Origin of the sequence: Pseudomonas baetica, assembly GCF_002813455.1 — a bacterium.
GTDB classification, from domain to species: Bacteria; Pseudomonadota; Gammaproteobacteria; order Pseudomonadales; family Pseudomonadaceae; genus Aquipseudomonas; species Aquipseudomonas baetica.
This window is the reverse complement of record NZ_PHHE01000001.1, coordinates 288910-306919: the sequence shown is the minus strand read 5'-3', so window position 1 is coordinate 306919 and position 18010 is coordinate 288910. Positions and strand designations below refer to the sequence as shown.

The following is an 18010-nucleotide window of genomic DNA, read 5'->3' as shown; positions in this document are numbered from 1 at the left end:
CCGCGGCGCGTGCTATCGTGCCCGCCCGACCTGCCATCCGTTCGCCCAGCATGCTGCCGACTTCCCGTACTCTGCGTCTGTCGTTGTATACCCTGCTGATCATCGCCGGTGCCGCGCTCGCCGCAACCTTGGCCATCCGCCATGCCGAACGCCAGGCGCTGGAAGAGGACGCGGCCCGCGCCAACCAGCAACTGGCGCTGTATGCCAACTCGCTGCACACCCTGATCGACCGCTATCGCGCCCTCCCCGCCGTATTGGCGCTGGACCCGCAATTGCGCTCGGCACTGGCAGGCCCGGTGGAGGCCGAGGAACAAGCGGCGCTGAACCTGAAACTGGAAAAGATCAACGGCGCGGCGCAGTCCTCGACCCTTGAACTGCTCGATCACACCGGCCTTGCCGTGGCCGCAAGCAACTGGCGTCTGCCGAGCAGTTATGTCGGCCACAACTATGGCTTTCGGCCCTATTTCAGCCAGACCCGCACCCAAGGTACCGGGCGTTTTTACGCCGTCGGCGTCACCAGCGGCATACCCGGGTACTTCCTCTCCAGCGCCGTGCTCGGCGACAACGACGAGTTCCTCGGGGCGATGGTGGTCAAGCTGGAATTCCCCGAGCTTGAACGCGAATGGAGCCAGGGCAGCGACACCCTGCTGGTCAGCGATGCACGCGGCATCATCTTCATCGCCAACCAGCCTGGCTGGCGCTATCGCGCGTTGCGGCCACTGAACACTCACGACCTGGCTGAAATCAAAGCCACTCGCCAATACGACAAACAAACGCTGCAGCAACTGACGCATCTGACGCTGCGCCGCTTCGACGACAACAGCGATTTGCGCCGGGTCGAGGGCCCGCAAGGCACGGCGGATTATTTGTGGGAGTCGCTGCCACTGACCGCCGAAGGCTGGACCTTGCATCTGCTAAGGCGTCCGCAAGTGGCGTTTGAAGACCTGCGCAACGCCGGCCTCGCCGCCGCTGGCGTGTGGCTGGCGCTGGTATTTCTGCTGCTGTTCCTCAACCAGCGCTGGCGGCTGTCGAAAATCCGCCAGCGCAATCGCCAAGAGCTGGAGCAACTGGTCGAGGCGCGCACCCGCGATCTGCGCACCGCCCAGGATAGCTTGGTGCAGTCGGCCAAACTCGCCGCGCTGGGGCAGATGTCCGCCGCGCTCGCTCACGAAATCAATCAACCGCTAACCGCCCAGCGCATGCAACTGGCAACCCTGCGTCTGTTGCTCGAGCATGGCCGCGTCGACGATGCGTACAAGGCACTCAAACCGGTGGACGACATGCTCACGCGCATGGCCGCCCTCACCGGCCACCTGAAAACCTTCGCCCGCAAGACCCCCGGCGGCTTGCGCGAACGCCTGGATCTGGCAACGGTGGTGGATCAATCCCTGCAATTGCTCGACGCACGCCTGCGTGACGAGCAGGTCAGTCTGGTGCTGCACCTGACCCGCCCGGCGTGGGTGCGCGGGGATGCGATCCGCCTGGAACAAGTACTGATCAACCTGCTGCGCAACGCCCTCGACGCCATGCAGGGCAAACCGTGCAAGCGCCTGGAAATCCGCCTGGAAGCCGATGAGCAACTGTGGCGACTGAGCGTCAGCGACAATGGCGGTGGCATTGCCGACGAACATCTGGGCCAGGTGTTCGACCCGTTCTTCACCACCAAGCCTGTGGGTGACGGCCTGGGTCTGGGGCTGGCAGTATCCTTCGCCATCGTGCATGAATCCGGCGGCCGCTTGAGTGTGGAGAATGGCGAGAGCGGCGCGGTGTTCGCCCTGACCTTGCCGATCGATCTGGAGGCACACCTCTGATGCTCAACTCAGTGATGGTAGTCGACGACGAAAGCAGCATTCGCAGCGCGGTCGAACAGTGGCTGAGCCTGTCGGGGTTCGAGGTGCAGCTGTTCAGCCGCGCCGAAGAATGCCTCGCTGCCCTGCCCGCGCATTTTCCCGGGGTGATCCTCAGCGACGTGCGCATGCCCGGCCTCAGTGGTCTTGAGCTGCTGGCCGAGGTGCAGCGCCGCGATGCCGACCTGCCAGTGATCCTGCTCACCGGCCACGGCGATGTACCGATGGCGGTCGAAGCGATGCGCGACGGCGCCTACGACTTTCTGGAGAAACCGTTCAGTCCCGAAACCCTGCTCGGCAGCTTGCGCCGGGCCTTGGAAAAACGTCGGCTTGTTCTGGAAAACCGTGCCCTGCACGAGCAGGCCGACAACCGCGCCAAACTCGATGCGACGTTGCTCGGTGTGTCCCGTGGCTTGCAAACCTTGCGCCGACAGGTACTGGATCTGGCGGCGTTGCCGGTCAACGTGCTGATTCGCGGTGAAACCGGTAGCGGCAAGGAACTGGTTGCCCGTTGCCTGCACGATTTCGGCCCGCGTGCGGACAAGCCGTTCGTGGCGTTGAACTGTGCCGCGATCCCCGAGCAACTGTTCGAAGCCGAACTGTTCGGCCATGAGAGCGGTGCGTTTACCGGCGCCTCCGGCAAACGCATCGGTAAGCTGGAATACGCCGATGGCGGCACGTTGTTTCTTGATGAAATCGAAAGCATGCCGCTGGCCCAGCAAGTAAAACTGCTGCGCGTGTTGCAAGAGCAGAAGCTTGAACGGCTGGGGTCGAACCAGAGTATTCGCGTGGATCTACGGATCGTTGCGGCAACCAAACCCGACCTGCTCGATGAGGCCCGGGCCGGACGCTTTCGCGAAGACCTGGCGTATCGTCTGAACGTCGCGCAGTTGCGTTTGCCGCCGCTGCGTGACCGGCGCGAAGACATTCCGTTGTTGTTCGAAAACTTTGCCCAGAGTGCGGCTCAGCGTCTGGGGCGCACTTTCCCACCGTTGACGGGTGCGCAGTTGAGCCACCTGCTCAGCCACGACTGGCCGGGCAATGTGCGCGAACTGGCGAACGTCGCCGAACGGCAAGTGCTGGGGCTGGATGAGCCGGCGCCGGGGATTGATCCGGGCCAGTCATTGGCGGCGCAACAGGAAGCGTTTGAGGCGCAGTGTTTGCGTGCGGCATTGACCCGGCACAAGGGTGATGTGAAAGCGGTGCTTGAAGAACTGCAACTGCCACGCCGCACGTTCAATGAAAAGATGCAGCGGCATGGGTTGAGTCGGGAGATGTTTGTTCAAGGCAGCTGACTTTTGCAGTGTTTGATCGGGCCTCTTCGCGGGCAAGCCCGCTCCCACAATGGTCGGTGGAGGTCACAAATTCAGGTTCAGCACAAAACCCTGTGGGAGCGGGCTTGCCCGCGAAGGGGCCAGCACAGGCAACATTGATCTATCAGCCTGAATGAGCAACTTTCCGCTCACCGCAATCCATGCATAAGCGGATTTCCGCTCACCAGATTCCTCTACCCCCTCTAAACCGCCCCTCTCCCCGTTGGCACACCTCCTGCTATAGCCCTCGCAGGCTGCGTTTTAACGCGCTCCACAAAAACAATTAAACGAAGGATCCTTCAATGGATAACTCCAACGCCCTGCCCCTTGGGTCGGCTGCCGTGCCCGCCAAAGAAAGAACCACCGCCAGCCGGATCAAATCGATCTTCAGCGGTTCCGTCGGCAACATGGTCGAGTGGTACGACTGGTACGTCTACGCCGCCTTCTCGCTGTACTTCGCCAAAGCCTTTTTCCCCAAAGGCGACACCACCGCCCAACTGCTCAATACCGCCGCGATCTTCGCCGTGGGCTTTTTGATGCGCCCGATCGGTGGCTGGTTGATGGGGCTGTACGCCGACAAAGTCGGGCGCAAGAAAGCGCTGATGGCCTCGGTCTATCTGATGTGCTTCGGCTCGCTGATCATTGCCCTGAGCCCGGGTTATGAAACCATCGGTGTCGGCGCGCCGATCCTGCTGGTGTTCGCCCGTCTGCTGCAAGGCCTGTCGGTCGGCGGCGAATACGGCACCTCCGCCACTTACCTGTCTGAAATGGCGACCAAGGAACGTCGCGGCTTCTTCTCCAGTTTCCAGTACGTGACCCTGATCTCCGGCCAGCTCATCGCGCTGGGCGTGCTGATAGTGCTGCAGAATGTCCTCACCACTGAAGAGCTGTACGCATGGGGCTGGCGTATCCCGTTCGCCATCGGCGCGCTGTGCGCCATCGTTGCGCTGTACCTGCGTCGCGGCATGGAAGAAACCGAGTCGTTCACCAAGAAAGAGAAGGCCAAGGAAAGCGCGATGCGCACCTTGATGCGTCACCCGAAAGAGCTGTTGACCGTGGTCGGCCTGACCATGGGCGGCACGCTGGCGTTCTACACCTACACCACCTACATGCAGAAGTATCTGGTGAACACCGTCGGCATGAGCATCTCCGACTCGACCACCATTTCTGCGGCCACGCTGTTCCTGTTCATGTGCCTGCAACCGATCATCGGTGGCCTGTCGGACAAGATCGGTCGTCGCCCGATCCTGATCGCCTTCGGCGTATTGGGGACGATCTTCACCGTGCCGATCCTGATGACTCTGCACACCATCCAGACCTGGTGGGGCGCGTTCTTCCTGATCATGGCGGCGCTGATCATCGTCAGCGGTTACACCTCGATCAACGCGGTGGTGAAAGCCGAACTGTTCCCGACTGAAATCCGCGCCCTGGGCGTCGGCCTGCCATACGCACTGACCGTGTCGATCTTCGGCGGCACTGCCGAATACATCGCGCTGTGGTTCAAGAGCATCGGCATGGAAACCGGTTACTACTGGTACGTGACCGCGTGCATCGCAGTGTCGTTGCTGGTGTACATCACTATGAAAGACACCCAGAAACATTCGCGGATCGTCACTGACTGATTGACTGACTGAACGTCACGCAAGATCAAAAGATCGCAGCCTTCGGCAGCTCCTACAGGGGTTGTCGGAGGCTGCGATTTTTTGTTTTCGGCGATTAATCGCCGGTTAATTCTGCCTCGGCATCCTGTGCCCACTTAATCGATTACCTGCGCGACGTTCGCTCCTGATGATGGAAGCCATTTAATGCGTCGCCCTTAACATCTATTTAATCGATAGTTTTTAGCATTATTTTGCGCTTTTTAATCAATTTAGTTGGCGTAGCATGAAACCCATGCAAGACACACCTCGCCAACGAATCTGGAGTGACAAACATGAAAACCAAACTGATCCTCGCTTTCGCCCTGTCCGTACTGGCCGCCAACACCTTTGCCGCCGACGGTTTTGATCGCACTGGCTCGGCCGTGGCTGCCGATGGTTATGACCGCACAGGCTCCGCCACTGTCGCTGCTGACGGTTACGACCGCACCGGTTCCGCCACTGTCGCCGCTGACGGCTTCGACCGCACCGGTTCCGCCACTGTCGCCGCTGACGGCTATGACCGCACCGGTTCTGCCACTGTCGCTGAAGACGGCTATGACCGTACTCAATCCGCTTCCATCAGTTAAGCGCCGCTGTAAAGCGCACAGCCCGGCCTTGGCCGGGCTTAGTCATTTCTGGGGAATGGAAAAGGTCTGGAATGCACACGATCCCCTGTGGGAGCGAGCCTGCTCGCGAAGGCGGTGGCCCATTCAACATTAATGTCGACTGAAGAGCCGTCTTCGCGAGCAGGCTCGCTCCCACAATTGATCTTCAACGGCCAGCCTTGCACTATTGCTCTCTGACAAATGCCCTCCCTGGATTCCAAGCCATGCCCGATGACATCCACTTCTACGAACCCGCCAACGGCCACGGCCTGCCGCACGATCCGTTCAACGCCATCGTCGGCCCGCGCCCTATCGGCTGGATCTCCTCGCAGGATGCCAACGGCCAGTTGAACCTGGCGCCATACAGTTTTTTCAACGCCTTCAACTACATCCCGCCGATCATTGGTTTCTCCAGCGTCGGGCGCAAAGACAGCTTGAACAACATTGAACAGACTGGCGAATTCGTCTGGAACCTCGCCACCCGCCCATTGGCCGAGCAGATGAACCAGAGCTGCGCGATGGTTGCACCTGAGGTCAACGAGTTTGAGTTGGCGGGGCTGACCACCGTGGCGTCGAAAGTGATCTCAGTGCCACGGGTAGCCGAAAGCCCGGTGTCCTTCGAGTGCAAGGTCACGCAGATCATTCAGTTGCAACGCGCTGATGGCGAGACGGTGCCGAGCTGGCTGATTCTGGGCGAAGTGGTCGCCGTGCATATCGCCAAGTGGCTGTTGAAGGACGGCATCTACGACACCGCCGCGGCAGAACCGATTCTGCGCGGCGGCGGGCCGGCGGACTATTTTCAGTTGGGGCCTGAAGCCCTGTTCAAGATGTGGCGTCCGGGTGCCGCCAAGTAACTGATTACCAGATCAGCTCGGCGTCTTCAGTAACACCCTTGAGGCGATCCAGTTCATTGATGGCGGCCTCATCGGCAGCAATGGCGCCGGGGAATACCTGATCACCCAGCAGTTTGTGAAAACGTGGTGCACCGCCATCGACCAGGGCCTTGACCGCGATTGCCGCGTGATAGCCCTTGTTGCCACCCAGTTCGACGGGGACGACTGCCGATACTGCTTCGAAGTGTTCGAACTCTTTACGTGCCATGTCGCAAGTCCTGGCTCAGTCAATTAAGCCGGACATTAAACCCTCAACCGGCAAGTTTGTGTACCGGTGCCGAAGACTGGCCGAGGGCCTGCGCCGCCGACACATCCTTGAAGGTGTGGAAATCCAGACTGTTGACCACCAGCTCCTGCACCAGCTCGGCGAAGATTTCCATCGACGGGCTGTTGAAGTAAGCGGTCATCATTTGCTGATTGCTCCAGAACCCGGAGACCAGCCACAACTCGGGATCACACTGCGAATGCTGCAAGGCAAAGCTCAGGCAACCGGGGGCGGCGCGGGACGGCTCGATCAACGCGCTCAGGCGTACACCGAGTTCCGCCGAGCGCCCGGCGCGCGCTCGAACGAACGCCATATGACTGACGGGAATCTGCTTGGACATGTTCAACCCTCCCAAGGAGTCGCGTGGCAGCCGGGGGACGGGCTGCGACAGGATCCAAGGTTAAGGGCCGCGCGCAAGGCGCCGTTAGTCGATTCCTGCCGCCCTGTTGCACAATCCTGCGAAAGTGTATTCAGCATCAGACCTGCAGCTCCTACAGGTATGGGTTGATCGCTCTACGTTTTCGGGGACATGAATAACGTGGTGCAGAATCAGGCAAGCATTTCGCAGAATGTGTCTACCGCTCGTACTTGCACAAACATATGCTCTGCTCCATTCCACCTCCCTTGCCGAGGACGCCGTGCATGTCGTCATTCGATCGTTTTCAAGCCGAACCCACCGCAGACATGGAAAAGCAGCGCGCGGAACTCGCGGCGATCATCCGTCGCAACACCACCGATGATGGCTGTTACGAGACCGCCATCGGCTCGCTGTTCATGTCGCGCCACACCCAATCCCACGACTTCGCCCCAGTGCTCGCACAACCAGCGCTGTGCATCATGGCGCAGGGGCGTAAAGAGGTGCGGCTGGCCGATGAGTTCTTCAATTACGACCCGCTCAATTACCTGGTGGTCTCGGTTTCGATGCCGTTGAGTGGGCGCGTGGTCAATGTCTCGCCGCAAGACCCGATCCTTGCCGTGCGTCTGGACATCGATCCGGCGGAAATCACCGCGCTGATCGCCGACGCCGGCCCGATGGGCGTACCGACCCGGCCGACCGGCCGCGGCTTGTACGTGGAAAAAATCGACAGCGCGATGCTCGACGCGGTGCTGCGTCTGGCGCGTCTGCTGGATGCGCCGAAAGACATCGCCATGCTCGCGCCGCTGATTCGCCGGGAGATTCTCTATCGCCTGTTGCGCAGTCCGCAGGGCCATCGCTTGTACGAGATCGCGATTGCCAACAGTCAGAGCCATCGCATCAGTCAGGCGATCAAGTGGCTCAACGGCAATTTCGAGCAGCCGCTGCGCATCGATGATCTGGCCAAGGAAGTGAACCTCAGCGTGTCGACCCTGCATCACCGTTTCAAGGCGATGACGGCGATGAGTCCGCTGCAGTATCAGAAGCAATTGCGCCTGCAAGAGGCGCGGCGCTTGATGCTGACTGAGGGGCTGGAGGCATCGGCGGCGGGCTATCGAGTGGGGTATGAGAGTCCGTCGCAGTTCAGCCGTGAGTACAGCCGCTTGTTCGGCGCGCCGCCGTTGCGCGATCTGGCGCGGTTGCGGCAGTCGGTTTGATCCGCAATTTTCGCTATCACAACTGACGCCTTCGCGGGCAAGCCCGCTCCCACAGGTTTTTGTGTTGAACACAAGATTTGCGCTCAATACCTCTCACTGTGGGAGCGGGCTTGCCCGCGAAGAGGTCAGTCCAGTCAACACATCTCTGTGATCAAACCGCCCGGATCACATGCTTGATCTCCTGGAACGCCGCCAATCCCCAAGGCCCCAACTCACGGCCGATGCTGCTCTGCTTGTAACCGCCCCACGCCGTTTGCGGGAAGATCACCTGCGGCGCGTTGAGCCACACCAGACCGGCCTGCAGGGCGTTGGCGACCCGGTCGGCGATCTCGGTGTTACGCGTCACCACACTGGCGACCAGACCGAACGGACTGTCGTTGGCCAGCGCGATCGCCTCGGCTTCGCTACTGAAACGGCGCACGCACAGCACCGGGCCGAAAATCTCTTCACACCACAACGCGCTGTCGAGGGGCACGTCGGTGAACACCGTCGGCTGCAAAAAATAGCCGCGCGGCAGATCCGCCGGACGATTGCCACCGCAAATCAGCTTCGCCCCGGCACTCAACCCACGGTCGATGTGGCCGAGCACGCGTTGGTATTGCGCCTGATTGACCAGTGCGCCCATTTCCACGTCCGGATCGAACGGCTCAGCCACCCGGATTTTTTCCGCACGGGCCTTCAGACGCAGGAGAAACTCATCCGCCAGTTCATCGGCGACCAACACGCGGCTGGTGGCTGAACACATCTGCCCGGCATTGAAAAATCCGCCGCCGCAGGCCAGCTCCACCGCCAGATCGAGGTCGGCATCTTCGAGCACCAACAACGACGATTTACCGCCCAGTTCCAGGCTCACGCCCTTCACGGTTTCGGCGGCGCGCTGCATCACTTGCACCCCCACGGCATTGCTGCCGGTGAAGGAAATCTTCGCGATACGCGGATCCGCCGACAGCGGCGCACCGACCGCCAGCCCGGTACCGCAAACCAGGTTGAACACGCCTTTGGGCAGGCCGGACTCGGCAATGATCGCCGCCAGTTCCAGCTCCGGCAGCGGCGTGACTTCCGACGGCTTGAGCACCACGCAGCAACCGGCGGCCAGAGCCGGCGCGAGTTTCCACGCGGTGGTGACCATCGGGAAATTCCACGGCACGATCAGCCCGACCACACCGCACGGTTCGCGGCGCAGACGTGCGCTGAAATCATCGCTGGGCAGCGGCACATTGCTGTCCTGTTTGCCATCAAGGCCCTCAGCCAGTTCAGCGTAATACTCGAAGGTGGCGATCACGTCGTCGACGTCGATAGCCGCTTCGAACTGCGGTTTGCCGTTGTTGCTAGACTGCAACTTCATCAACTGATCGCGACCGTTGCGCACGCCGTTGGCGATGTTGCGCAGGATCGCGCCGCGCTCGGCGCCCGTGGTTTTCGACCAATCCTTGAAGGCTTTGACGGCCACGCTCACCGCGTGATCGACGGCCAGTTCATCACCGCCATTGACCGTGGTCAGCAGCGCTTCGGTGGCCGGGTTGATCACCCGCAAATGCTCACGGCCGGCGGACCATTGGCCGTTGATGTAGAGGCCGTCGAGTGTGGTGGGGAAATTCATCATTTGGCCACCGCCTGCATCCATTGGTTCTGGTCGATTTCTATCACGGTCGGGCCTTGGCGATCGGTCGCGGCACGCAGCGCAACACGCAATTGTTCAACCGAGCTGATCGCCTCGGCCGCGCAACCCAGAGCCTTGGCCACGCCAATGAAGTCCGGGGTGTAAATATCGACGCCGACCGGCTCGATGGCGCGGTTGACCATGTACTTCTTGATCTCTTCGTAGCCCTGGTTATTCCACAACAGGACGATCACCGGCGTGCGCGCTTCGACGGCGCTGGCCAGTTCCGGCAGGGTGAATTGCAAACCGCCATCGCCGATCAGGCACACCACTGGCGGACGTGCGCCACCTTCGACGCTGCCACCGAGCCATGCACCGATGGCTGCCGGCAAGGCGTAGCCGAGGGTGCCGTAACCGGTCGACGAGTTGAACCAGCGGCGCGGGCGCTCCGGGTTGAAGGTGAGGTTGCCGGTGTACACCGGTTGCGTGGAGTCGCCGACAAACACGGCGTCCGGCAATTCGTGCAGAACGGTTTCGAGGAAACGGGTCTGCGCCACGGTCGGGGCATCCCAAGTGGCGGTCAGATCATCACGCAGGCGTGCGGCACGCACCTGACCCCAATCGTTGCGACGCTCGGCCAATGATTTGTGCGACAAGGCGCTGAGCAGCGCTTGTGCGGCATTACGTGAATCAGCGACCAACGCGAGGTGCGGCGGATAGTTGCGCACGGTCTGATCGGCATCGATATCAATGCGCAGCAGCTTGCCGGGAATCTCGAAACCGCCGGCGAAGGTGACGTCGTAATCGGTCTCGGCCAGTTCGGTGCCGATCGCCAGCACCACGTCGGCATCGGCGACCAGCGCGCGGGTGGCGACCAGGCTCTGGGTCGAGCCGATCAAAAGCGGATGGCTGGACGGCAACATGCCTTTGGCGTTGATGGTCAGCGCGACCGGCGCGTCGAGCAATTCGGCCAACTCAGTGAGTTCAGCGGCGGCATCAATGGCCCCGCCACCGGCGAGGATCAATGGACGCTGGGCGCCGGCGAGCAGTTCGGTCATGCGGCTCACGGCGGCGGGTGCAGCGCCGGCCCGATCGATATTGACCGGGTGGCTTGCGAGCAACTCATCGGCGTCTTCAACCAATACGTCCAGCGGGATTTCGATGTGTACCGGACGCGGACGCCCGGCCTGGAACAGGGCAAAGGCGCGGGCCAACACGCCCGGCAATTCCGCCGCCGACATCAGGGTGTGGGAGAACGCAGCGACGCCACCGACCAGCGCGCTTTGGTTCGGCAGCTCGTGGAGCTTGCCGCGACCGCCGCCCAACTGACTGCGCGACTGCACGCTGGAGATCACCAGCATCGGGATCGAGTCGGCGTACGCCTGGCCCATCGCCGTGGTGATGTTGGTCATGCCCGGGCCGGTAATGATGAAGCACACGCCCGGTTTGCCGCTGGTGCGGGCGTAACCGTCGGCCATGAAACCGGCGCCCTGCTCATGCCGTGGGGTGACATGGTTGATGCTCGAACGGGCCAGCCCGCGATACAGCTCCACGGTATGCACCCCGGGAATGCCGAACACCTGCTCGACCCCATAACCTTCGAGTAACTTGACCAGTACTTCGCCACACGTCGCCATGTCATTGCCCTTCTTGTTCGTTGAAGACACCGAACCCAGTGGGAGCGAGCCTGCTCGCGAAAGCGGTTTCATATTCAACAAAGTTGTTGGCTGATCCGACGCTTTCGCGAGCAGGCTCGCTCCCACAGGGTTTGTGGAATGACTGCATTGGAACGGTGGGCAGGTAGCCGCAACAATCGATTAAAAGTCATACTAGCCATGTCCTCACGTCATACCTTGGATCCACATGAAACGCATGCCTCCCCTGCCCGCCCTGCACACGTTCTGGATCACGGCGCAGTGCTGCAACTTCACCCGGGCGGCCGAGCAGTTGCATATCACCCAGGGGGCGGTGAGCCGGCAGATCGCCGGGCTTGAGGATCATCTGGGGTATGAACTGTTTATCCGCCAGGCCCGTGGTCTGGAGCTGACGGCCGAAGGTCGAGAATGGCTGCCGCGGGTGGAAAAGGTGTTCGGCTTGATCAGCGAAGCCACCGAGCAGATCGGTCTCAAGCGCGAAACCCTGCAACTCAAGGCACCCAGTTGTGTGATGCGCTGGCTGGTGCCACGCCTGTTGCAATGGCAGAAGGAGCGCCCGGACGTACCGGTGAAACTGACCACAACCCTCGCCCACGGCGTCGATTTTGCGCGCGAGCCATTCGATGCCGCCGTCATCTATGGCACGCCCCCGGACAACTCAGCGACCGCCCTGCATCTGTTCGATGAGCAACTGACACCGGTCTGTTCGCCCGCGCTATTGCAAGGTCCACCGGCGTTAGCCACACCGGCCGATCTGCAACACCATCTTTTGCTACATCCGACCCGCGATACCCAGGACTGGACGGCGTGGCTGACCGCCGCCGAGCAGCAATTGAACAACGTCAACACGGGCCAGCATTTCGAGACGCTGGATCAGGCGATGTCGATGGCGTCGCATGGCACGGGGGTGGCGATTGGGGACTGGTCGTTGATCGGCGATGACCTGCGTGCCGAAAGACTGGTGATGCCGTTTGCGCTGAAGGTGAAGACGGGGTTGGCGTATTACGTGGTGCTGCCGCACGCAACGGAACCGTCGCCGCAGCTGGAGGAATTGATGATCTGGCTGGTAGAGCAGGCGCATACCCGCTGAAACACACCAATAACCCTGTGGGAGCGGGCTTGCTCGCGAAGAGGGTGTGTCATTCTCCGTTGATATCGACTGACACTCCCTCTTCGCGAGCAAGCCCGCTCCCACATTTGTTCTGCGTCGTTGCTTAATACCCGACCGTAAACCGCTGGCGCGAATACTTCGGCGCTTCCACTTCGTCGATCAACGCAATCGCGTAATCGGCAAAAGTAATCCAGCTGCGCCCTTCTCCACTCACCAGCAAATGATCCTTGCCGAGACGGAACGTACCGCTGCGCTCACCTTCGACAAACTCCGCCGACGGCGACAGAAAACTCCAGTCCAATTCCTTTTCCTGACGCAACGCCTCAAGAAACACCGCACCGGCGCTGGCCTCGGTTTTGTACTCTGCCGGGAAACCTGCGCTGTCGATTACCCGAGTGTCGTCCGGCAGCAACAGCGAACCGGCACCGCCGACCACCAACAGACGTTTCACACCCGCCAGTTTCACCGGCCCGACAATCGCGCTGGCCGGCACTGTGGTGAAGTGCGCGGCGGTGATCACCACGTCGTGACCGGCAACGGCCTCTTGCAGAGCCGCCGCATTCAGCACATCGACGTTCTTGCTGACCACACCGGCACGGGCGCCGATCTTCGAGGTGTCGCGGGCGATGGCGGTAACGCTGTGGCCGCGACGCAGGGTTTCTTCCAGCAGTTGGCTACCGGCACGGCCGGTGGCACCAATGATTGCGATCTTGCTCATGACATTCTCCAGTTGGCTTGAGAGTGCTGCGTATTCAGAATCGGGTTACCACTGCATTTCGCCCTTGGCGACTTTGGCGCTCAGCTCCAGCGAGCTTTCCTCACCGAGTTTCGGGTAGCGTTTTTTCATGGCCTTGATAAGTGCGGCGGAATCCTTGGCCTTGGCGGTTTCTGCATCGAACGCTTTGATGTAATCGGCGGTAAATTTCACGCTGGTCAGCGAACGGCTGCTGTTACCCAGGTAATGACCCGGCACCACGGTGTTCGGCTTCAGGGTTTCGATCGAGTGCAGGGTTTGCAGCCAGTCGGCGTGGGATTGTGCGGTCTGGGTGTCGGCCATCCACACGTGGATGTTCTCGGCGACGACGACACCACCGACCACGGCTTTAAGCGATGGAATCCAAACAAAGCTGCGATCCGGTTGTTTGCCCTCAAGCCCGACCACCTGCAGTTTCTGCCCTTCAAGCATCAGGCTGTCGCCCTTGAGCACGCCCGGGACGATGGTTTTTGCCGGCACGTCGGCGCCCATTTTCGGGCCCCAGAACGCCAGTTTGCCTTCGACGGTTTTGTTGATGTGATCGACGGTCGGCTGCGAGGCCAGCACCTTGGCATCGGGGAAGGCTTTGGTCAGGGTATCGAGACCGAAGTAGTAATCCGGGTCACCGTGGCTGATGTAGATGGTGGTCAGGTGCTTGCCGCTGGCGCGGATCTTTTCCACGACTTGCTCGGCCTGGGATTTGCCGAACTGTGCGTCGACCAGAATCGCGTCTTTTTCGCCGCTGACCAGCACCGAAGTGACCGGAAAAATGGCGTTGGTGCCTGGGTTGTAGACATCGAGGGTCAGGTTGGCAGCGGCTGCATGGGCAGCGAAACCGAGGGAAGCGGTGGCAAGTAGAACGCGTTTGATTGTAGTGAAGCCGATCATCTGTTGCTCCGGTGTCCGAATGCCGTGTCTGGCGATGGGACAGAGCTTAGTTGCCTGACTCGATACAAAAAATGCGATGCTTGGACATAGTTTGTTTCTGAAAGCGGGCAAATCATGGATCGTCTCCAAGCAATGCGGGTGTTTGTCACGGTGGTGGATCTGGGCAGCCAGTCGGCTGCGGCCGATCACCTGGACCTTTCACGCCCGGTGGTTTCACGTTATCTGGCCGAGCTTGAGGACTGGGTTGGCGCACGCCTGATGCACCGCACCACGCGCAAGTTGAGCCTGACCGCCGCCGGCAGTGAAATCCTGCCGCGCTGTCGGCAGATGCTTGAACTGTCGACCGACATGCAGGCCGCCGTCAGCGAACCCCACGACGCCCCGCGCGGCTTGCTGCGAATCAGCGTCAGCACCTCGTTCGGCCAGGCGCAACTGGCCGATGCGATGGCGGCGTACGTCAAGCGCTACCCCGGCGTCAGCATCGATATGCAGATGCTTGATCGCACGGTGAATCTGGTGGATGAACGCATCGATCTGGCGATCCGCACCAGCAATGATCTGGACCCCAACCTGATCGCCCGGCGCCTGACCGTGTGCCGCTCGGTGGTCTGTGCCGCCCCGGCTTATTTGCGGGAAAATCCCGCCCCGCATCGGGTTGAAGAGCTCAGCCGGCACAACTGCCTGACCCACTCGTATTTCGGCAAAAGCCTGTGGCATTTCGAGGAGGATGGCGAGCCCGTGTCGGTGCCGGTACAGGGCAACATCAGCGCCAATGAGGCCAGCACGCTGTTGCGCGCGACGCTGGCCGGCGCGGGCGTGGCGATGCTGCCAACCTACCAGGCCGGGGTGCATATTCACTCAGGCGAGCTGATTCGCTTGTTGCCTGACGCCGAGCCCCGGCAGATGAACATCTACGCGGTGTATGCCTCGCGTAAACACATGCCGGCGGCGCTGCGCAGCATGCTGGATTTTCTGGTAGAGCGTTTTCCAGAGCATCCGCAATGGGACGTTGATCTCTAAACCCGATCCAAAGTGGGAGCGAGCCTGCTCGCGAAGGCGTCCGTTCAGCCAACTTTTCAGTAACTGAGACACCGCTTTCGCGAGCAGGCTCGCTCCCACAAAGGGTTCATCAGCATGCTGAATGGCCGGTTACAAGCTCAAGCACACTCGCTGGCAACTCCCCACCGCTGACCTATGCTGAAAGTAATACCAGAGGGTATACGTTCAGAGGTCGAACACCATGAACATCAAAACAAGAAGGTACTTTGCGATTTTCATCACCTGTGCCGCCAGCCTGGCGCTCTACGGCACTGCCGCCTGGCGGGTCGAGCAAATGCGACAGCTGCCGCGTGAATACGCGAGTTGCAACTTCGAGCGCTGCATCCCGCACAACGCTACGCTGAATGCGTTGCGCTGATTGAGCTGAACTGGGCTGGAATGGGATCCTGTGGGAGGGGGCTTGCTCCCGAAAGCAGTGTGTCATTCAGCATTGATGCAATCTGATACACCGCCTTCGGGAGCAAGCCCCCTCCCACAAGTTTTGCAGCGTTTACACAATCACTGCTCGGCTTTCAGACGGTCGCGGAAAGCTTTTGGTGAAATACCGACTCTGCGCCGGAACAGGCGCGTGAAGTTGGTCGGATCGGAAAACCCCAGCAATTCCGACATCTCGTAAATGGTCATGCTGGTGTAGGTCAGCAGGCGCTTGGCTTCCAGTAACTGGCGCTCATGCATGATCTGCAGCGCCGGTTGCCCCGCCAGCTCACGACACGTGCCGTTGAGGTGCGACACCGAAATCCCCAACCGATGCGCCAGATCCTCGACCTTCACATGCTGGCGGTAAGTCTCTTCGACCAATTGAATAAACCCGGCGAGGTATTCGCGCTGGCGCTGTGGTCGCTGGCTGGCGTTATGGCGCACGATCGCCTGACGGCTGACCCAGACCATGATCACGCTGACCAGCGAATGCATGAGCATTTCGCGCGCCGGTTGATGGCCGTTGTACTCGCCCTGCAACGCCGAAAACAGGCTGTTGAGATAGTCGCCGTCCTTGCCCGCCGGATAGCTATCGGCCTGGGCCAGCGCGTGTACCGCGTTGCCCAGTTGCGCCTGCAAGTGATTGATCAGCGGTGTGGCGAGGGTAACGACGAACCCTTCGACGTCCTCGGAAAAACGAAAGCCGTGCACCGACAACGGCGGCAGGACTTGAATCGCGGGGGTTTGCAGGTGTGTGCGCTGACCTTCGATCTCAAGCTCTGCCTGACCTTTGAAGACGAAGAGCAATTGACACAAATCAGCATGGCGGTGGGGTTTGATTTCCCATTGATGTTCGCGACTGCGCGAGGAAATGGTTTCACAGTGCAGCAAGTCAGGGGTCGGCCAGTCCAGGCTTTCACCGTAGAGCTTGAACACAGGAATCGAAGGCAGCTCGGGCTTGTTCATCACTTCAATCCAGGCCTCGGAGGTTACGGGCGATAATCGCACCGATTGGCAGAATGTACAGGTATCGGCTCAGTTTTCACCTTCAATTGACAGACCCGCAAGGGAAAAATGCAAGCACTCGATCCATAAAAATCATTCACCGGCGATTGTCGCGTGAAGCTTGCGAGTCATAAAAACAATGAAAACGCTGAAAACCCAAGTCGCCATTATTGGCGCCGGTCCATCCGGATTACTCCTCGGTCAGTTGCTGCATAACGCCGGCATCGACACCCTCATCCTCGAACGCCAGACACCCGATTATGTCCTCGGCCGAATCCGCGCCGGTGTGCTTGAACAAGGCATGGTAGAGCTGTTGCGCCAGGCTGGCGTGAGTCAGCGCATGGATGCCGAAGGTCTGGTTCACGAAGGGTTCGATCTGGCACTGGACGGGCGTCAGGTACATATCGATCTGCACGCTTTGACCGGCGGCAAGACCGTGATGATCTACGGCCAGACCGAAGTCACCCGCGACCTGATGGCCGCTCGTCGGGAGGCAGGAGCGCTGTCGTTTTATCAGGTGAGCAATGTCGTTCCCCACGGCATGAAAAGCGACGAAACCTTTGTCACGTTCGAAAAGGACGGCGAAACCTGGCGTGTCGATTGCGATTACATCGCCGGTTGCGACGGTTTCCACGGCGTCGCCCGGCAGTCGATTCCGGCTGATTGCCTGAAAGTGTTCGAGCGGGTGTATCCATTCGGCTGGCTGGGGATTCTGGCCGACACCCCGCCGGTGCATGAAGAGTTGGTCTACGCCCGCCACGAGCGTGGTTTCGCCCTGTGCAGCATGCGTTCGGCGGTTCGCACGCGTTACTACCTGCAAGTGCCTGCGGATGAAAACGTCGATGACTGGAGCGATCAGCGCTTCTGGGATGAGCTCAAACAGCGCCTGCCGTCGGAGCTGGCAGAGAAACTGGTCACCGGTCCGTCGATTGAAAAAAGCATCGCACCACTGCGAAGTTTCGTAGTGGAGCCGATGCAGTACGGGCGGATGTTCCTGGTCGGCGACGCAGCGCACATCGTCCCGCCTACTGGTGCCAAGGGTTTGAACCTGGCCGCCAGCGACGTCAGCACGTTGTTCAATATTCTGCTGAAAGTTTATCGCGAGGGGCGCACAGAGCTGCTGGAAAAATACTCCGAGATCTGCCTGCGCCGGGTCTGGAAGGCCGAGCGTTTTTCCTGGTGGATGACCTCGATGCTGCATCGCTTCGACGATCACGATGCTTTCAGCCAACGCATCAGCGCCTCGGAACTGGACTACTTCGTCAGTTCAGAAGCCGGCCGAAAAACCATTGCAGAAAATTACGTCGGACTTCCGTACGAGGCTATCGAATAGCCTGCTACCGACTTACACTGGCGAGCACTTACCCGCTCGCCCTCGCCTTGCGG

At 60.5% G+C, this 18010-nt stretch carries 17 protein-coding genes; 10 read left to right on the top strand and 7 right to left on the bottom strand.

The genetic code is table 11. The annotated features are described in order from the left end of the window. Positions 1 to 50 precede the first annotated feature (50 nt). The 5 genes from ATI02_RS01395 (at position 51) to ATI02_RS01375 (ending at position 6259) form a co-directional block, all read left to right on the top strand. On the top strand, positions 51 to 1811 hold the full coding sequence (locus ATI02_RS01395; RefSeq protein WP_100845238.1) for a two-component system sensor histidine kinase MifS: 1761 nt from the start codon (positions 51 to 53) through the stop codon (positions 1809 to 1811). Beyond that, positions 1811 to 3142, top strand: a complete 1332-nt coding sequence (locus tag ATI02_RS01390; RefSeq protein WP_100845237.1) for a two-component system response regulator MifR — start codon at positions 1811 to 1813, stop codon at positions 3140 to 3142. The genes ATI02_RS01395 and ATI02_RS01390 overlap by 1 nt, the downstream gene beginning before the upstream one ends. A gap of 320 nt (positions 3143 to 3462) precedes the next feature. Beyond that, entirely contained in the window at positions 3463 to 4782 is a 1320-nt protein-coding gene (locus ATI02_RS01385; RefSeq protein WP_095191532.1) for an MFS transporter, read from the top strand. 311 nt (positions 4783 to 5093) lie between these two features. Then, positions 5094 to 5387 (top strand): hypothetical protein, encoded by a 294-nt coding sequence (locus tag ATI02_RS01380; protein ID WP_100845236.1) that lies wholly within the window; start codon positions 5094 to 5096, stop codon positions 5385 to 5387. Positions 5388 to 5629: 242 nt separating this feature from the next. Then, on the top strand, positions 5630 to 6259 hold the full coding sequence (locus ATI02_RS01375) for a flavin reductase family protein (protein ID WP_100845235.1): 630 nt from the start codon (positions 5630 to 5632) through the stop codon (positions 6257 to 6259). Positions 6260 to 6263: 4 nt separating this feature from the next. Here the strand turns inward: ATI02_RS01375 and ATI02_RS01370 are convergent, their stop codons facing one another. Together ATI02_RS01370 and ATI02_RS01365 are read right to left on the bottom strand one after the other, a co-directional pair. Continuing rightward, positions 6264 to 6506, bottom strand: a complete 243-nt coding sequence (locus ATI02_RS01370; RefSeq protein WP_100845234.1) for a hypothetical protein — start codon at positions 6504 to 6506, stop codon at positions 6264 to 6266. A 43-nt stretch (positions 6507 to 6549) separates the two neighbouring features. Next, positions 6550 to 6903, bottom strand: a complete 354-nt coding sequence (locus ATI02_RS01365; RefSeq protein ID WP_100845233.1) for a putative quinol monooxygenase — start codon at positions 6901 to 6903, stop codon at positions 6550 to 6552. A 302-nt stretch (positions 6904 to 7205) separates the two neighbouring features. On the opposite strand from ATI02_RS01365, the gene ATI02_RS01360 reads away from it, so the two are divergent. Beyond that, a complete protein-coding gene (locus ATI02_RS01360; protein WP_100845232.1) occupies positions 7206 to 8135 on the top strand; it encodes an AraC family transcriptional regulator in 930 nt (309 codons plus the stop codon). A 151-nt stretch (positions 8136 to 8286) separates the two neighbouring features. Here ATI02_RS01360 and ATI02_RS01355 read toward each other — a convergent pair whose 3' ends face one another. Beyond that, positions 8287 to 9735: an aldehyde dehydrogenase family protein gene (locus ATI02_RS01355; protein WP_192886582.1), complete on the bottom strand. Its 1449-nt coding sequence runs from the start codon at positions 9733 to 9735 to the stop codon at positions 8287 to 8289. Beyond that, the gene (locus ATI02_RS01350; protein ID WP_100845230.1) at positions 9735 to 11372 is read right to left on the bottom strand and encodes a 5-guanidino-2-oxopentanoate decarboxylase; all 1638 of its coding nucleotides are present in this window, start codon (positions 11370 to 11372) and stop codon (positions 9735 to 9737) included. The genes ATI02_RS01355 and ATI02_RS01350 overlap by 1 nt, the downstream gene beginning before the upstream one ends. Before the next feature lie 226 nt (positions 11373 to 11598). On the opposite strand from ATI02_RS01350, the gene ATI02_RS01345 reads away from it, so the two are divergent. Further along, entirely contained in the window at positions 11599 to 12480 is an 882-nt protein-coding gene (locus ATI02_RS01345; protein ID WP_095191540.1) for a LysR substrate-binding domain-containing protein, read from the top strand. A gap of 124 nt (positions 12481 to 12604) precedes the next feature. On the opposite strand, the gene ATI02_RS01335 is transcribed toward ATI02_RS01345, so the two are convergent. Both ATI02_RS01335 and ATI02_RS01330 read right to left on the bottom strand, forming a co-directional pair. Further along, positions 12605 to 13219, bottom strand: a complete 615-nt coding sequence (locus ATI02_RS01335; protein ID WP_100845229.1) for an NAD(P)-dependent oxidoreductase — start codon at positions 13217 to 13219, stop codon at positions 12605 to 12607. A 45-nt stretch (positions 13220 to 13264) separates the two neighbouring features. Then, positions 13265 to 14143 (bottom strand): MBL fold metallo-hydrolase, encoded by an 879-nt coding sequence (locus ATI02_RS01330; protein WP_095191542.1) that lies wholly within the window; start codon positions 14141 to 14143, stop codon positions 13265 to 13267. A 114-nt stretch (positions 14144 to 14257) separates the two neighbouring features. Between ATI02_RS01330 and ATI02_RS01325 the strand changes: the two genes are divergently transcribed. Together ATI02_RS01325 and ATI02_RS32235 are read left to right on the top strand one after the other, a co-directional pair. Then, positions 14258 to 15163 (top strand): LysR family transcriptional regulator, encoded by a 906-nt coding sequence (locus ATI02_RS01325; RefSeq protein WP_202864024.1) that lies wholly within the window; start codon positions 14258 to 14260, stop codon positions 15161 to 15163. Positions 15164 to 15383: 220 nt separating this feature from the next. Then, the gene (locus ATI02_RS32235; RefSeq protein WP_167394863.1) at positions 15384 to 15560 is read left to right on the top strand and encodes a hypothetical protein; all 177 of its coding nucleotides are present in this window, start codon (positions 15384 to 15386) and stop codon (positions 15558 to 15560) included. A 140-nt stretch (positions 15561 to 15700) separates the two neighbouring features. On the opposite strand, the gene ATI02_RS01320 is transcribed toward ATI02_RS32235, so the two are convergent. Next, the gene (locus ATI02_RS01320; protein WP_100845228.1) at positions 15701 to 16585 is read right to left on the bottom strand and encodes a helix-turn-helix domain-containing protein; all 885 of its coding nucleotides are present in this window, start codon (positions 16583 to 16585) and stop codon (positions 15701 to 15703) included. Between the two features lie 187 nt (positions 16586 to 16772). Between ATI02_RS01320 and pobA the strand changes: the two genes are divergently transcribed. Further along, positions 16773 to 17957: a 4-hydroxybenzoate 3-monooxygenase gene (gene pobA / locus ATI02_RS01315; protein WP_170947332.1), complete on the top strand. Its 1185-nt coding sequence runs from the start codon at positions 16773 to 16775 to the stop codon at positions 17955 to 17957. The last annotated feature ends 53 nt before the right edge of the window (positions 17958 to 18010 follow it).

Coding starts and splice junctions, on each gene's coding strand:
- ATI02_RS01395 (WP_100845238.1), top strand. CDS start 51: ATGCTGCCGACTTCCCGTACTCTGCGTCTGTCGTTGTATACCCTGCTG.
- ATI02_RS01390 (WP_100845237.1), top strand. CDS start 1,811: ATGCTCAACTCAGTGATGGTAGTCGACGACGAAAGCAGCATTCGCAGC.
- ATI02_RS01385 (WP_095191532.1), top strand. CDS start 3,463: ATGGATAACTCCAACGCCCTGCCCCTTGGGTCGGCTGCCGTGCCCGCC.
- ATI02_RS01380 (WP_100845236.1), top strand. CDS start 5,094: ATGAAAACCAAACTGATCCTCGCTTTCGCCCTGTCCGTACTGGCCGCC.
- ATI02_RS01375 (WP_100845235.1), top strand. CDS start 5,630: ATGCCCGATGACATCCACTTCTACGAACCCGCCAACGGCCACGGCCTG.
- ATI02_RS01370 (WP_100845234.1), bottom strand. CDS start 6,506: ATGGCACGTAAAGAGTTCGAACACTTCGAAGCAGTATCGGCAGTCGTC.
- ATI02_RS01365 (WP_100845233.1), bottom strand. CDS start 6,903: ATGTCCAAGCAGATTCCCGTCAGTCATATGGCGTTCGTTCGAGCGCGC.
- ATI02_RS01360 (WP_100845232.1), top strand. CDS start 7,206: ATGTCGTCATTCGATCGTTTTCAAGCCGAACCCACCGCAGACATGGAA.
- ATI02_RS01355 (WP_192886582.1), bottom strand. CDS start 9,735: ATGAATTTCCCCACCACACTCGACGGCCTCTACATCAACGGCCAATGG.
- ATI02_RS01350 (WP_100845230.1), bottom strand. CDS start 11,372: ATGGCGACGTGTGGCGAAGTACTGGTCAAGTTACTCGAAGGTTATGGG.
- ATI02_RS01345 (WP_095191540.1), top strand. CDS start 11,599: ATGAAACGCATGCCTCCCCTGCCCGCCCTGCACACGTTCTGGATCACG.
- ATI02_RS01335 (WP_100845229.1), bottom strand. CDS start 13,219: ATGAGCAAGATCGCAATCATTGGTGCCACCGGCCGTGCCGGTAGCCAA.
- ATI02_RS01330 (WP_095191542.1), bottom strand. CDS start 14,143: ATGATCGGCTTCACTACAATCAAACGCGTTCTACTTGCCACCGCTTCC.
- ATI02_RS01325 (WP_202864024.1), top strand. CDS start 14,258: ATGGATCGTCTCCAAGCAATGCGGGTGTTTGTCACGGTGGTGGATCTG.
- ATI02_RS32235 (WP_167394863.1), top strand. CDS start 15,384: ATGAACATCAAAACAAGAAGGTACTTTGCGATTTTCATCACCTGTGCC.
- ATI02_RS01320 (WP_100845228.1), bottom strand. CDS start 16,585: ATGAACAAGCCCGAGCTGCCTTCGATTCCTGTGTTCAAGCTCTACGGT.